This is a genomic window from Brevibacterium sp. Z349TD_9 (assembly GCF_056173565.1).
In genome coordinates, this window is the sequence record NZ_CM149680.1 from 1,481,611 (window position 1) to 1,495,063 (window position 13,453).

General features: G+C 69.9%; 17 protein-coding genes and 1 riboswitch. Of the genes, 11 read left to right on the forward strand and 6 right to left on the reverse strand.

Annotation, left to right across the window (positions count from 1 at the left end):
- The first annotated feature begins 3 nt into the window (after nt 1–3).
- Genes AC0VYB_RS06650 through AC0VYB_RS06670 form a run of 5 tightly spaced genes read left to right on the forward strand, consistent with a single transcriptional unit; the run spans nt 4 to nt 4,762 of the window.
- Nucleotides 4–1,104, forward strand: coding sequence for a nucleoside hydrolase (locus AC0VYB_RS06650; protein WP_009374997.1), 1,101 nt, complete (start codon nt 4–6; stop codon nt 1,102–1,104).
- Nucleotides 1,079–1,930, forward strand: coding sequence for a hypothetical protein (locus tag AC0VYB_RS06655; protein WP_009374999.1), 852 nt, complete (start codon nt 1,079–1,081; stop codon nt 1,928–1,930). The genes AC0VYB_RS06650 and AC0VYB_RS06655 overlap by 26 nt, the downstream gene beginning before the upstream one ends.
- Nucleotides 1,931–2,743, forward strand: a complete 813-nt coding sequence (locus AC0VYB_RS06660) for an energy-coupling factor transporter transmembrane component T family protein (RefSeq protein WP_009375002.1) — start codon at nt 1,931–1,933, stop codon at nt 2,741–2,743.
- A complete protein-coding gene (locus tag AC0VYB_RS06665; protein WP_063250991.1) occupies nt 2,740–4,275 on the forward strand; it encodes an ATP-binding cassette domain-containing protein in 1,536 nt (511 codons plus the stop codon). The genes AC0VYB_RS06660 and AC0VYB_RS06665 overlap by 4 nt, the downstream gene beginning before the upstream one ends.
- A 34-nt stretch (nt 4,276–4,309) precedes the next feature.
- Nucleotides 4,310–4,762: an HXXEE domain-containing protein gene (locus tag AC0VYB_RS06670; protein ID WP_009375005.1), complete on the forward strand. Its 453-nt coding sequence runs from the start codon at nt 4,310–4,312 to the stop codon at nt 4,760–4,762.
- On the opposite strand, the gene AC0VYB_RS06675 is transcribed toward AC0VYB_RS06670, so the two are convergent.
- Nucleotides 4,756–5,046, reverse strand: coding sequence for a YrhK family protein (locus tag AC0VYB_RS06675; protein WP_009375007.1), 291 nt, complete (start codon nt 5,044–5,046; stop codon nt 4,756–4,758). The two genes, AC0VYB_RS06670 and AC0VYB_RS06675, sit on opposite strands and share 7 nt — an antisense overlap.
- Nucleotides 5,047–5,234: 188 nt before the next feature.
- Here AC0VYB_RS06675 and AC0VYB_RS06680 point away from each other — a divergent pair, with 188 nt between their 5' ends.
- From AC0VYB_RS06680 to AC0VYB_RS06690, 3 genes are all read left to right on the forward strand, one after another.
- Nucleotides 5,235–5,696 (forward strand): VOC family protein, encoded by a 462-nt coding sequence (locus tag AC0VYB_RS06680; RefSeq protein ID WP_009375009.1) that lies wholly within the window; start codon nt 5,235–5,237, stop codon nt 5,694–5,696.
- Nucleotides 5,697–5,851: 155 nt separating this feature from the next.
- On the forward strand, nt 5,852–6,505 hold the full coding sequence (locus AC0VYB_RS06685) for a PepSY domain-containing protein (RefSeq protein ID WP_009375011.1): 654 nt from the start codon (nt 5,852–5,854) through the stop codon (nt 6,503–6,505).
- A gap of 19 nt (nt 6,506–6,524) precedes the next feature.
- Nucleotides 6,525–7,121: a thymidine kinase gene (locus AC0VYB_RS06690; protein WP_009375013.1), complete on the forward strand. Its 597-nt coding sequence runs from the start codon at nt 6,525–6,527 to the stop codon at nt 7,119–7,121.
- 16 nt (nt 7,122–7,137) lie between these two features.
- Here the strand turns inward: AC0VYB_RS06690 and AC0VYB_RS06695 are convergent, their stop codons facing one another.
- Complete coding sequence (locus AC0VYB_RS06695; protein ID WP_009375015.1) at nt 7,138–7,779, reverse strand: mismatch-specific DNA-glycosylase; 642 nt, start codon at nt 7,777–7,779, stop codon at nt 7,138–7,140.
- A gap of 48 nt (nt 7,780–7,827) precedes the next feature.
- Between AC0VYB_RS06695 and AC0VYB_RS06700 the strand changes: the two genes are divergently transcribed.
- Nucleotides 7,828–8,307 (forward strand): SRPBCC family protein, encoded by a 480-nt coding sequence (locus AC0VYB_RS06700; protein WP_009375017.1) that lies wholly within the window; start codon nt 7,828–7,830, stop codon nt 8,305–8,307.
- On the opposite strand, the gene moeB is transcribed toward AC0VYB_RS06700, so the two are convergent.
- The 4 genes from moeB to thiO form a co-directional block, all read right to left on the reverse strand.
- Nucleotides 8,291–9,457 carry a molybdopterin-synthase adenylyltransferase MoeB gene (moeB, locus tag AC0VYB_RS06705; RefSeq protein WP_101624926.1) on the reverse strand — a complete coding sequence of 389 codons (1,167 nt, stop codon included), beginning with the start codon at nt 9,455–9,457 and terminating at the stop codon, nt 8,291–8,293. The two genes, AC0VYB_RS06700 and moeB, sit on opposite strands and share 17 nt — an antisense overlap.
- Nucleotides 9,454–10,239 (reverse strand): thiazole synthase, encoded by a 786-nt coding sequence (locus AC0VYB_RS06710; RefSeq protein WP_119296534.1) that lies wholly within the window; start codon nt 10,237–10,239, stop codon nt 9,454–9,456. The genes moeB and AC0VYB_RS06710 overlap by 4 nt, the downstream gene beginning before the upstream one ends.
- A gap of 1 nt (nt 10,240) precedes the next feature.
- A complete protein-coding gene (thiS, locus tag AC0VYB_RS06715) occupies nt 10,241–10,477 on the reverse strand; it encodes a sulfur carrier protein ThiS (RefSeq protein ID WP_009375023.1) in 237 nt (78 codons plus the stop codon).
- Nucleotides 10,474–11,655, reverse strand: a complete 1,182-nt coding sequence (thiO, locus tag AC0VYB_RS06720; protein ID WP_063250989.1) for a glycine oxidase ThiO — start codon at nt 11,653–11,655, stop codon at nt 10,474–10,476. The genes thiS and thiO overlap by 4 nt, the downstream gene beginning before the upstream one ends.
- Nucleotides 11,646–11,748, reverse strand: a riboswitch (TPP riboswitch). Its footprint overlaps the gene before it by 10 nt.
- A gap of 23 nt (nt 11,749–11,771) precedes the next feature.
- Here thiO and thiE point away from each other — a divergent pair.
- Together thiE and AC0VYB_RS06730 are read left to right on the forward strand one after the other, a co-directional pair.
- Entirely contained in the window at nt 11,772–12,449 is a 678-nt protein-coding gene (gene thiE, locus AC0VYB_RS06725; protein ID WP_119296573.1) for a thiamine phosphate synthase, read from the forward strand.
- Nucleotides 12,446–13,360 carry a 2-dehydropantoate 2-reductase gene (locus AC0VYB_RS06730; RefSeq protein WP_119296533.1) on the forward strand — a complete coding sequence of 305 codons (915 nt, stop codon included), beginning with the start codon at nt 12,446–12,448 and terminating at the stop codon, nt 13,358–13,360. The genes thiE and AC0VYB_RS06730 overlap by 4 nt, the downstream gene beginning before the upstream one ends.
- The last annotated feature ends 93 nt before the right edge of the window (nt 13,361–13,453 follow it).

Here is a 13,453-nt window from a genome sequence, read left to right on the forward strand (position 1 = left end):
CGCATGATACTGCCGCTCTTCCTCGACTGTGACCCCGGCATCGACGATGCAATCGCCCTCGGCTACCTGCTCTGTCAGGACGACATCGATGTCGTCGGCATCGCCGCCTCGGGCGGGAACGTTCCCACCGCGCAGGTCGTCGAGAACACGCGGAGATGGCTCACGCTCGCCGGACGCGACGACATCCCCGTCCACGCGGGCGATGCCCTGCCGCTGGCTCGCCAGAGATCAGCGGCCACACAGATTCCATCCGGATCGGCGGTGGGGGAGCCCGACACCGCCGACATCGAGTACGCGGACCTCACCCACGGCCAGACCGGTGCCGGGTACGCCACTCTGCCGGAACCGACGGTGCCATTAAGCGCCACCTCCGCGGCGCAGGCCTGGGTCGATGCCGCGCGGGCCCACCCCGGGCGGCTCATCGGCGTCGTCATCGGCCCCTCGACGAACCTCGCGCTCGCCCTCGCGATCGAACCCCGCCTGCCTCACCTTCTTCGGCGCCTGTTCATCATGGGCGGGGCCTTCAACTACCGCGGCAACACGCACCCGACGACCGAATGGAACGTCACCTTCGACCCCGAAGCGCTGGCGACAGTCCTCGCCTCGTTCGACCGTGCCCGCAGCGAGGACCCCGACCTGGCGCTGCCCGTCATCGCCCCGATCGAAGCGACCGAAGCCGTGGCGATGACCCCCGAGCGCCTCGCCGGCATCCTCGACACCGATGCCGACCCGATCTGGCAGGCGTGGCTGGAGCAGATGAGCGAGGCTCTGCGGTTCTACTTCGAATTCCACGACTGGGACGGACTCGGCTACCTCGCCCATATCCACGACCCCTTCGTCCTCGCGTGCGCCCTCGCGTGGGCACGCACCCCCGACCAGCCGGCAGACAACCTGCCCTGGGCCACGACAGCGACGGCGCCGGTCGACGTCGAACTCACCGGTACACTCACACGAGGCGAAACCGTCGCCGATTGGCTGGGGCGGTGGGGGAGGGACCCGAACGTCGAGATCATCCGCACGATCGATGCCGACGCCTTCCTCGACCACCTCGGCGCCACCCTCAAGGAAGGACCGCACCATGATCGACCACAGCCCAACACGTAGCCTCTCTGGGCAGGGGCCAGCCGCACCGACTGGTCCCGGACAAACCCGCATCCCCGCACTCGCGCTCACCCTCACGCTCCTCGGCACGCTCGTCATCGTCACGACCTACCTCGCCGTTCTCCTCACCCAGCCTGCGAACCTCGGCATCGATCTCGGCCACACCACTCTGTGGGTCATGGTCGGCTACCTCGTCGGCGGCGGCCTCCTCGCGGCAGGCACCCTGCCGCTCATTCCCCGCAGCACCCTCGCACTCATCCCCGTCGCGATCGCCCTCAACATCGTCATCGGCCAGATCGTCGGCACGATGACCACGATCCCGCTCTACCTCGACTCCATCGGCACCGTGATGATCGGCGTCCTCGCCGGTCCTGCCGCAGGGGCCTTCACCGGAATCCTCTCGAACCTCATCTGGGGAGTCACCCTCAACCCCAGCGTCATCGCCTTCACCACCGGAGCCGCCTTCATCGGTGCCGCCGCCGGATGGGCCGCCCGGCTCGGCGCCTTCCGCACTCCATGGTTCGCCGTCCTGGCCGGAGCGATCGCCGGTGTGCCCACCGCGGCCCTCGCCGCCCCGGTCGCCGCCTACGTCTTCGGCGGCGGACTCGGGACGGGCACGGGGAGCGTCGTCGCCATCCTCCAGGCCACGGGCCAGGAGATGCTCGCCGCGACCATCGCCCAGAGCCTCTTCTCCGATGTGCTCGACAAGGCGATCATCTTCGCTCTCGCCTACGTCATCGTCCGTTCCCTGCCCAGGCGGATCCTCGACCGCTATCCCTTCACCGGCCACAGCCTCTCACGCCGTGCCCGCGCCGCTGACCAGCGCTGAATGAGCTCGTCGGCTCTGACTGAGACGGGATCCCGGCGCCTGCACCCGGCCACCGAGATCATCGTCCTCGGATGCGCGCTCGTGCTCGTGTTCGGGATTCCGTCCCCGGTCATCCCGCTCATCGTCCTCGTCGGGTCCGCTGTCGCGGCAGTGGCCTCGCCGACCGTGAAAGTCACGACGTGGGCGGCGACTGTCGCCGCCCTGTGCGTGCCGATGCTCATCGTCGTCGGCCTCGTCCAGGGCCTGTTCTACCCCGGCGCCGAGGTCCATGTGCTCTGGCAGGCCGGACCCGTGCGGTTGAGTGTCGAAGGGCTCGCGATCGCCGTCCAACTCTGGCTGCGGGTGACGGCGCTTGTCGCCCTGTGCGCGGTCATCGGCCTCGGCAGCGATGCGGCGAGACTCTTCGACGGTCTCATCGCCCTGGGCCTGCCGGCGTCGATCGCCTACGTGTGCGCGTCCTCGCTCAACCTCATCCCTCTCGTTCGTGGCCGGGTCCGAACGGTCCTCGACGCCCGCGCTGCCCGCGGCTGGGCTGTCGACCGCTGGTCCGTGCGCGTCCGCCTGCTGCCCGGCATCGTCACCGGACTGTTCACGTCCCTCCTCGTCACCGTCGACCAACGACACGAGGTCCTCGACCAGCGCGGATTCGCGGCCTCCGACCATTCCGTGTCCCTCCAGGACCATTCGGACAGTCATTGGCAACGCCTCCTTCGCCGAGGCGGTCCCGTCCTCACGCTCATCCTCATCGTCCTCTCCGTGATCGGTCTGCTTCCCCTTCCAGGTGCCGAAGAGATGCTCGGAGGACTGCGATGAACGTGCTCGACCTCAGCGGAGTCGACGTCACCTGCCGCGGCGTCGACCGTCCGGTCCTGGCAGGTCTCGACCTGCGCCTCGGCCCCGGTGAGATGCATGCGGTGCTCGGCCCACAGAACTCCGGAACGTCGACACTGTGTCGGTTGGCCGTCGGGCTGCTCGCCGACCGGGGCACGGTCCACGGTGAGGCACGCGCCGTCGAAGACGCCGTCATGCTCGGCGACGACCCCGAGGCGCAGCTGAGCGGGATGGCCAGCCGGGTCGGGGACGAGGTCCAACTGCCGAGCCGCCTGCGCGGACGTGACCCGGCGACAGCACGGGCTGCCGCGCAACGGGCACTGGTGTCGCTCGGTGTCGGCGCGCTGTGGGACCGTCGACTCGAGACGCTCTCTGGAGGGCAGCGACAGCTCGTCGCCCTGGCCGGTCTTCTCGCCCTGGAACCGGCGCTCCTCGTCCTCGACCAGCCGGGGCTCTCCCTCGACCCCATGATGCGGGCCGGTCTCGTCTCGGCGCTGGAGGACCATCGCGCCAGCGGCGGCACCGTGCTTGTCACCGGCCACCAGTTCGACGAGGTGGTCGCCGCCTGCAAGGCGATCAGCCTCCTCAGCAACGGACGCATCGCAGCGACGCTCGAGCCGACAGAAGTGACCCCGCATGCGCTGGCTTCTCACGGCGTCTGGAGCGCTCTCCCCACGATCACACCAGCTGGTGGGTCGACGAATCCAGAGCGGGTCGAGCCGGAGCCGGCTGGGTCCGCGCAGGCGAAGCCATGGCCGAATGAGACAGATACGGCAGAGGCAGTACCGGTGGAACCGGGAGCGACCATCCGGCCTGTGCTCTCGGTCAGCGGACTCCGGGTCGAGCGCAGAGGCGGTTCGGTGCTCGACGGTCTCGACTTCGACCTCCATCCCGGAGAGTTCGTCGCCCTCATGGGCGCCAACGGCGCAGGCAAGTCGACGATGCTCAGGGCGCTGCTCGGTCTGCTCGAACCCGGGGCAGCGGTCACGGGCGCGATGACGGAGCACCACTTCGGCGAGGACATCGCGCTCACGGAACTGCCGACGCATATGAGGGCCGCCCATCTCGGGTGGGTCGGCCAGGACCCGGGAGCCCAGCTGTCGGGTGCCACCGTGCGCGATGAACTTCTGCGAGCGGCTCCGCTGCCACCGCACCGACGCCGCGACCGGGAGGCGGTGCGCAGGCAACGGGAGGAGGCGGTCGCCTCGGCGCTGGAGTCCACCGGACTCGCCGGCGTTGCCGGGACCCACCCCTTCGACCTGGGGACTGCCCGACGCAAGGACGTCGTCATTGCGTCATTGCTCGTCACGGCCCCGCCGATCCTTCTCCTCGACGAGCCCACCCAGGGCAGGGATGATGGGGACATGAGCAGGCTCACCGGTCTCATCGCGGGCTTCCTTCGTGGGGGAGGCGCTGTGCTGGCTGCGACCCACGACGAACGGTGGGCGGGAACGGCGCACCGGGTCGTACGCCTCGAAGCGGGCAGACTCACCGAGCGGCGAAACCGGCCATGAGCATGGTGGTTCCGCTGTGAGAGCACGAGGTCCCGTGACACTCTTCGCGGCGTGGGCGATCCACGACCTCGAAGAGCTCATCGCGTTACCCGTGACGACCTCCCGCTTGGCCGAGGAGCCGGGAGCGGATTGGCTGCGCATCTCCGCACGGCAGTCGGCGGTGGCGATCGGGCTCATGGGCGCCGTCGTCGCGACCGCGTGTGTGCGGGGCGCGGTGACGAACGGGCGTTCGCGCTTCTATCGCCGAACGCTCGCCGGGCTCGACCTCCACGTGTGGTCGCATGTGGCGGCCTCGGTGGTGCTGAGGCGGTACACGGCGGGGGTCCTCACCGCGGTCCCCTTCATGCTTCCCGGGGCACGGTTCGCCGAGCGCGAGCTGGCAGCGACCGGTCACGCCCTCTCCCACGCCGAAAGGGCGGTGGGGGCACCGATGATGGTGGTCGCGGCGCTCGCCTGCCATGGTGTGGCGAGAGCCTGGGTTCAGTAGTCGAACGACGAGTCGGTGGCGAGCGAGCCGGGGCCGCGGTACTTCTGCAGGTGGATGTGACGGGCGAAGCGGATGACCGGGCGGATGAGCATCTCGATGCTGCCGAGGACGAAGAGGCATGTGCCGGCGAACATGAGCTCGTCGGAGAAGAACATGAAGCTGCCGATGAGGAACCAGAGGCCGATGAGCACGTCGTTGGTGATGCTGAGCATCTGGTAGCGCTGACGGATGACGATCTCGTCGTGTCCGATGTGCATGGTCAGTTCACGGTCCTGCGTGTGCACGCATTCCTCCAGTCAGTCGATGGCGACGGCCTCTGCGATGGTACGCAGAAGCAAGTGGAGTTGGCCATCCGCCGAGGTGGTGGTCCTGACGAGCGGATGCCCCCCCGCACCCGTGTCAGGGTCGTCGTCTAGCCTCGGAGGTGATGGCACGCGAGAGGCGTGCCGCCCGATCTCGATGAGGAGAGACGATGAGCCGTTCCGTGCAGATCACCGTCGACAGCCATGATCCGATCCTGCTCGCCCGGTTCTGGGCCGAGGTGCTCGGGTACGTCATTCCCGGCCCGCCCGGAGTCACCCTTGCCGACGGCGATGATCCCTTCGCCGCGTGGAAGACCTTCCTCGACTCACTCGGCGTGGAGATGCGACCCGAAGACATGCGCGCGGCGATCGAGGATCCCGCCGGGCGCGGACCGCGCGTCTTCTTCCAGACGGTGCCCGAGGACAAGACGGTGAAGAACCGCGTCCACCTCGATGTCCGTGCCGCTCCGGGACTCCAGGGCAGCGAGCGGATGGAAGCGCTCGAAGCCGAATGCGCTCGCCTCGAGCGACTCGGTGCGACTCGGCTCGAGCGGTTCGACCCGGCCCCGCCGATGGAGACCGGCTTCATCGTCATGGCCGACCCCGAAGGCAATGAGTTCTGCCTTGACTGACTGGCGCTGACTGATCCCGCAGGACGGTGCCCGGGCCCGATCTTCACCCGGCGCCTGGGAGACCTGCTGGTCAGCCGGGTCGTCCCTGGCCAACGGCGATGATAATTCTCTTAGAGTCATGTCCTCGACGAGCCCGCGTTGCTACCGTGGCAGGTATGAACACCGTCTCACCCGTCCCGTTCACAGCCGCTGTCGCCCTCACCCTCAGCCTCACCCTCGCCGGCTGTTCGAACAGCGGAGACGAGACCGAGCAGGCGCCGACGAGCGGTGACCCGGTGCCCACGCAGTCCGAGGACTCCGGGTCCGCGGGCTCGAGCCCCGACGACACCACTGCGCAGTCGGCTCCGACCGGCGCCTCCGACCTGCCGGAGGACGCCGACCTCAGCTCCGCCTCCCCGCAGGTGACCCCCGACGAGGCGATCGCCGTCGCGCAGAAGGAGGCCGGCAACGGCACCGTCCATGCGATCGAACTCGACTACGACCGCCGCGACGGCGCGTGGCAGTACGAGGTGAAGATCCTCAAGGACAGGACGGACTTCGACATCGACGTCGACGCTCAGTCGGGAAAGATCGCCAAGACCGAACAGGACACGACCGACGACTCCGAGCAGGCCATCGACCTCACCGACCCGTTGCCCTTCGACGAGGCCCTCAACCGCGCCTCCGAACAGGGCAAGGGCCGACTGACGAGCTGGAAGCTCGAATCCGACGACGACCGCATCGAGTACCAGTTCGACTACGACGACGCGGGCACGGAGTCCGAGGTCACCGTCGACGTCGAGACGAAGAAGGTCACCGTCGACGGGTGAGCCGACGTAGTCTGGTGTCATGCACGCACCAGCCGGCTCCTGTGGTCGCCTCGAGGTCATCACCGGCCCGATGTTCTCCGGCAAGTCCGAAGAGCTCATGCGCCGGGTCCGTCGCGCCCGCATCGCCGGTGTCGAAGCGCTGGTCATCAGCCATTCCCTCGACACCAGGGCGGAGCTCTCCGCCGTCACCTCCCACATCGGGGTGACCGTGCCCGCCGTTCCCGTCGGAGACGTCGCCTCCCTCGCCGAGGCGGCCCGAGCCGAGGACGTCGACCTCGTCGCCATCGATGAGGCCCAGTTCTTCGGCCCCGACCTCGTGCCCGCGGTCGAGAAGCTCCTCTCCCGCGGCATCGATGTCATCGTCGAGGGACTGTGCGTGACCTTCGACGGTGATCCGTTCGAACCACTGCCGACGTTCATGGCACTTGCCGAGGACGTCACGAAGCTCACGGCAGTGTGCACGGTGTGCGGGCGCGACGCCGTCTTCCACGAGCGCATCGCCGCTGCACCCGCCGGGTCGGCCACCGACATCGACGCCAGCCACATCGGCGGCCTCGACTCGTACGTCGCCCGCTGCCGAGAGCACTTCGGACACGGCACCGCAACGGAGCCCTGACCCATACGCTCTGCGGTCAGTCGGCGATGTCGGCCCACACCTGTCGCCAGATCTCGGCGAGAGCGGCGATGTTGTAGTGCGCGTTGAGACCGCTCGGCTGCGGGACGACCCGCAGCTCGATGTCCGCAGGCCAGCCGGGAATGAGGGACGTGTCCTGGACCCCGAGTGTGGCCTTCGGCTGGGAGAAGGCGATGCGGAACGAGGTGATGCCGGCGATCGCCACCGCCTTCGGGCGGATCTCCGAGAGGCGCTCGACGAGCCTCGCCCCTCCGTCGCGCAACTCCTCGTTCCTCAGCTCATCGGCTCTCGCGGTGGCCCGACCGACGAGGTTGGTGATGCCGATGCCGCGGGAGAGCAGATGCTCCTCATCCTCGATCGAGAGGCCGAGAGACGCATCCACGAGGTGGTCGGTGAGCCCCGCCTGGTGGAGCGAGGGCCAGAAGCGGTTGCCGGGGCGGGCGAACGGGGCGTTGACCGCCGCCGTCCACAGACCCGGATTGATGCCGACGATCAGGAGGGAGAGCTGCCCGGAACCCGCGGGCAGCACATCGTCGATCGCATCGGGATCGTCGGTGGCGAAGCGGGCGAGATCGTCCTTGGTCGGTTTCCGTCCCGCCAGCGGGGACGGTCTGCGGGAGCTGCGGCTTTCCTCGGACACGTCCCCCAGACTACCGTCGAAGGACGACGAGCCGAACGGAGGTCCGGCATGAGCCACGCACACACCCGAGCGGAATCAGGCGAGTCCGCTCCGTTCCACTTCGAGACGACCTGGCGCGTCGCCGAAGCGGTCGAGCCGGTGTGGGACGTGCTCTCCGCCATCGACGACTGGCCTGGTTGGTGGCCGGGACTGGCGTGGGTGCACGCTGTCGACGGAACGCTCGCCGAAGGCTCCAGGGCGCAGATCGGTGTGCGCAGCCCCCTCGGCCTCTCCCTGTCGATGATGCTGCGCATCGAAGCGATCGACCCGCCCCGGCAGGTCGTGCTCAGCGCCGAGGGGGACCTGCGCGGTACCGGGGTGTGGACGCTGCGCCGGTCGGGACCGCTCACCGTCATCGATGCCGTGTGGTGCGTGACGACGACGCGTCTGGCCCCACGCCTGCTGCGCCCCCTGTCGGCCAGGATGCATGCCGCGGTCATGGCCGCAGGCGAGACCGGCCTGCGCCGTCGCCTCAGCGCGCGGGCGTAGGGGAGTCCGCGGCGGACCAGGCCTCGATCCCGCCGGCCAGCGAGCGCAGGCGCACTCCCTCCGGAGTGCCGGGAGCCGCGGCCGCCACGGCCTTCGCCGACCGGACTCCCGACCGGCAGTGGACGACGATGTCGGTGGCGGGGCCGACCACCTCGGCGAGGGCCGGCCACCCCCGGTCGACGACGACGTCGAGGGGCACATGGACGGTGCCGGGGATGGACTGGACCTGCCGCTCCCACTCCTCGCGGACATCGACGATGACCGCGTCGGCCCCCAACGCACGAGCCTCGGCGACGGTGACCTCGTCGACGGCGGGCGCCGAAGCTGCCGGGGGAGCCGCACACGCGACGGCGACCTCGGTGAGGTCGGTCACGGCAGGCCGATCCGGGTCGGCGGAGAAACGCAGCGTCGTGAAGGTCGTCCCCAGCACATCCGTGCGCAGGAGCCTGCCGATGAGGGGGTCCCCGATGCCGCAGATGAGCTTGACGGCCTCGGCGGCCATCGTCGATCCGACGAGACCGCAGAGGACGCCGAGGACTCCTCCCTCGGCACAGGTGGGCACCGAATCGGCGTCGGGGATGTCGGGGAAGAGGTCGCGCAGCATCGGTCCGTGACCGGGCACGAAGGTGCTCACCTGGCCCTCGAAGCGGAAGATCGTCCCCCACACGAGCGGGGTGCCGGTGAGCTCGGCGGCATCGTTGGACAGATACCGGGTCGCGAAGTTGTCCGCACCGTCGATGACGAGATCGTGGGCGGCGAAGAGCTCGAGTGCATTGTCCGGGCTCAGGCGTTCCGCGAGGGCGGTCACGGACAGATGCGGGTCGAGGCGCAGCAGCGCATCCCTGGCCGAGTCTGCCTTGGGGCGGCCGACGTCGGCATCGCGATGGAGGATCTGGCGCTGAAGGTTCGAGACCTCGACGCGGTCGTCGTCGATGACGGTGAGGAGTCCGATCCCCGCCGCCCCGAGGTACTGGAGCACCGGGGCTCCGAGGCCGCCGGCGCCGACGACGAGGACCCGCGCGGCCCGCAGCCGCCGCTGGCCGAGATCTCCGACCTCTGGGAGGCTGAGATGCCGCGCGTACCGGGCGAGCTCATCGGGCGTGAGCGCGTCGACGGGCTCGACGAGCGGGCGCAGAGGTGTCCCGCTCATGGCCCCATCACCAGGTTCTCCGTGGTGACCCTGCCCTCGTGAGGTGAGGAGGCGAGTGCCAGCGGACGCTTGGGGATCCGTCCCGCGCCCCGAGCCAGGCGGCCCGCCTCGACGGCGAGCGCCATCGCCCGAGCCATCGCCGGTGCGTCATGGGCGCGGGTGACCGCCGAGGCGAGCAGCACGGCCGTGCACCCGAGCTCCATCGCCAGCGCCGCATCCGAGGCCGTGCCCACGCCGGCATCGAGGATGACGGGCACCTGCGCACGGGCGACGATCGTCTCGATGTTGTGGGGGTTGAGGATGCCCAGACCCGAGCCGATCGGGGCCCCTGCCGGCATGACCGCGGCGACCCCGGCGTCCTCGAGGCGCTTCGCGAGCGCCGGATCGTCGTTGGTGTAGGCGAAGACCGTGAACCCGTCGAGGACGAGCTCCTCGGCCGCCCGGAAGAGCTCGACCGGGTCGGGCAGGAGGGTGTCCTCGTCAGCGATGACCTCGAGTTTGACCCACGAGGTCTCGAGCGCCTCCCGGGCGAGCTTGGCCGTGAGCACAGCGTCCCGGGCGGTATAGCAGCCCGCGGTGTTCGGCAGGGAGCGGATGCCGAGTCGTTCGAGGAGGGCGAAGACCGAGTCCCTGGCGTCAGCGTCGAAACGGCGGATCGCCACGGTCGTCAGCTCCGTCGCCGAGGCGGTCAGTGCGTTCTCGAGGATGCTCAGGGTGCTCGCCCCTCCGGTGCCCATGACGAGGCGGGAGTCGAAGGTCGCTCCGTCGATCGTCCAGCTCATCTCAGCCTCCCTGCACAGCAGTGACGATGTCGACGGTCTGGCCGTCGACGATGGCGAACTCGGCCCAGAGTCCACGGCGGATGACCTCACCGTCGACAGCGAGGGCCACCCCGAGACGGCCTCCGTCGACGGGAGTCCCGTCCGTCGCGAGCTGCCTGCCGGTGACGTGCTCGACGAGCGAGCGGGCCGTGGTGCCTGAGGCGAGCTCGCTGCTCTCCCCGTTGAGTGTGATGGTCATGGTTCCTTCCTTGCTGTGGTCATCGCCGCCACAAGGCGCGGAGACGGGCTCTCGTTCGACTGTGCGGCTTCGGAGAAGCGGCGGGGAGCAAGGGCCGCGGGCGCCCCTGCGGGCAGCCACGGCGAGTCCTCACCGCGGGTGAGATCGGCACCGAGGCGGGCCCCGAGCGGAGTGAGGAGGATCCCGTGGCGGAAGTACCCGGTGGAGACGACGCAGCCGGGGTCCGTGCGCCCGATGAACGGCACGTCATCGGGTGATCCGGGTCGGGCACGCGCAGTGATCTCGGTGATCTCGGCATCGAGGATCCCGGGCACGAGCCGTTCGGCATCGTGGAGGAGACGGTGGACTCCCTCGGCGAGCACCCCGGGCCGTCCGTCCTCACGGGACGTGGCGCCGAGGACGAGTTCCCCGTCGGGGCGCGGGACGATGTAGACGGGCCGACCGGCGACGAGTCCGCGGATGGTGCGGGTGAGCAGCGGCGGTGCGCTCGCGTCGGTGCGCAGCCGGATGATGTCGCCGTGCACGGCTCGCAGCGGCAGGTCGGGGACGCCGGCGATCGTCCCCACCGCTTCACCGGCGGCGACGACGACCTGGTCGGCGGTGAGGCTGCGCCCATCGGCAAGAGCGACGCCGACGGTGCGGCCGCTGACGCGGACGAGTCCGGTCGCCTCCTCACGGACGATGTCGTCGTCGAGGAGCGAGAGCAGGGCGCCGGTGATCCGTCGTGGGTCGACGGCATGATCGCCGGGGATGCGCACCGCCCCGCTCACCCCTGGCGAGAGGGCGGGCTCGAGATCGCGGGCCCGGGATCCGGTGATGAGTTCGACCTCGGACCCCGCCTCGGCCTGCAGGGCGCGCAGGTCCCGCAGGGTCGCGAGATCCGCCCTGTCCCCGGCGCACACGAGGGTCTCCGTCTGCGTCTCGCCGAGGTCGTGCCCGGTCTCGGCGGTGAGTCGCGAGGCGAACTCGGGGTAGAGATCGGCAGAGGTGCGCATGAGGGGGAAGAGCGGAGACTGCCCCCACGCGATCTCCGCGGCCGGGGCGATCATGCCGGCGGCGGCATACGAGGCCCCTTCGCCGGGTGCGGGGTCGATGAGCGTGACCGACGCTCCCCGGCCACGCAGCTCCCATGCTGTGGCGAGCCCGATGATCCCGGCCCCGATGACGATGACGTGCACTGTATTCTCCCTCCGGCGGCATGACCCGCATCAGGTGCGGCGGTCGGCACGAAGCCCTCTCAGCCTCCCAGCGAGGCTCCCGCGAACTCCTCTACTCTAGGAGCATGGTTCCCGTGATGACAACGTCCTCCGCCCAGCGAGACACGCAGACCACGACTCGAACCGCGCGTCGGCGCGCGCTCGAGGCGGCCCGCCTCTACCTCTGCACCGATGCCAGGACCAAGCAGGGCGATCTCGCCGCGTTCCTCGACGCCGCATACGCCGGGGGCGTCGACATCATCCAGCTGCGCGACAAGAGCCTGGAGGCACGAGAGGAGATCGCCGCCCTCGAGGTCCTCCGGGACGCCGCCCGCCGCCATGGCAGGCTCTTCTCCGTCAACGACCGTGCCGACGTCGCCCTCCTCGTCGGCGCCGACGTCTTCCACGTCGGACAGGGTGACCTCACGAGCGGCCAGGCCCGTGCCGTGCTCGGACCCGACGTCCTCCTCGGCCGTTCGACCCACTCGATCGACCAGGCGCTCGCCGCCGACGCCGACCCCGACATCGACTACCTCTGCCTCGGGCCCGTGTGGGAGACCCCGACGAAACCCGGGCGACCGGCCGTCGGCCTCGAGCCCCTGCGGGAGATCACCGGACGGGTGAGTACGCCCTGGTTCGCGATCGGCGGCATCGCCGCCGGTGAGCGGCTCGACGCGGTGCGCGAAGCCGGAGCCGAGCGCATCGTCGTCGTCCGCGCCGTCACCGAGGCCGATGATCCCGCCGCAGCGGCAGCGACCCTGAAGGGAGAGCTGTGAGGATCCTCATCGCCGGAGCCGGGGCCACCGGGGGAGCGTTCGGCACCCGCCTCGTCGAAGCCGGACGTGACGTCACCTTCCTCGTCCGACCCGAGCGCGCCGAGGCGCTGCGCGCATCGGGGCTGCGCTTCATCGGCCCCGACGAGGACAGGACGAACCCGGTGGCCGTGACGACCGCCGAGGAGCTCGCAGCGAACCCGATCCCTGCGGACCTCGTCCTCATCGCCGTCAAGGCCAGCGGCCTCGACCAGGTCATCGACGACATTCGCCCGGCGATCGGGCCGGACACGCTCATCATTCCGTTCCTCAACGGCATGGCCCATATCGACCGCCTGGACAGGGAGTTCCCCGGGCAGGTGCTCGGGGGCCTCGTGAAGATCATCGGCACGATGCGCGGATACGACGTTGTGCAGATGACGGACATGGCGACGATGACGATCGGCCGCCTCGGCGGGGGAGAGGTGCCTTCCGGGATCGTCGAGGCCCTCGACGTCCCCGGCTTCCGCCTCCAGGTCATCGATGCCATCGATGACGCACTCTGGGAGAAGTGGGTCTTCATCGCCGCAGCCGGCGTGGTCACGTGCCTCTTCCGGGCGCCCGTCGGGGCGATCATGGCCGCCGGCGGCGAACCCCACGTCGTCGCGATCGTCGACGAGCTCGAAGCCGTGGCGATGGGCGCCGGACACCCGATCTCGGCGCGCTCCCGCGCGGTGACGCTCTCGATGCTCACCGCCGAGGGCTCCTCATTCACCTCATCGCTCTATCGCGACGTCACCGCCGGACTGCCCAACGAGACCGAGCACATCCTCGGCAGCCTCGCGGCGACCGCGGCGGGACTCGGGGTCGCGACCCCGCTGCTCGACCTCACTCTCGTGCAGCTGCGAGCAGGCGAGATCGACCGGGCGGGATGACCGGAGAGGGGTCTGCAGCCTGGCCGCGGTTTCGGAAGCCCGCGCGCACCGGCCGCCGCCTGCGCGGAGACGATGGGCCGCCTCGGCGAGACC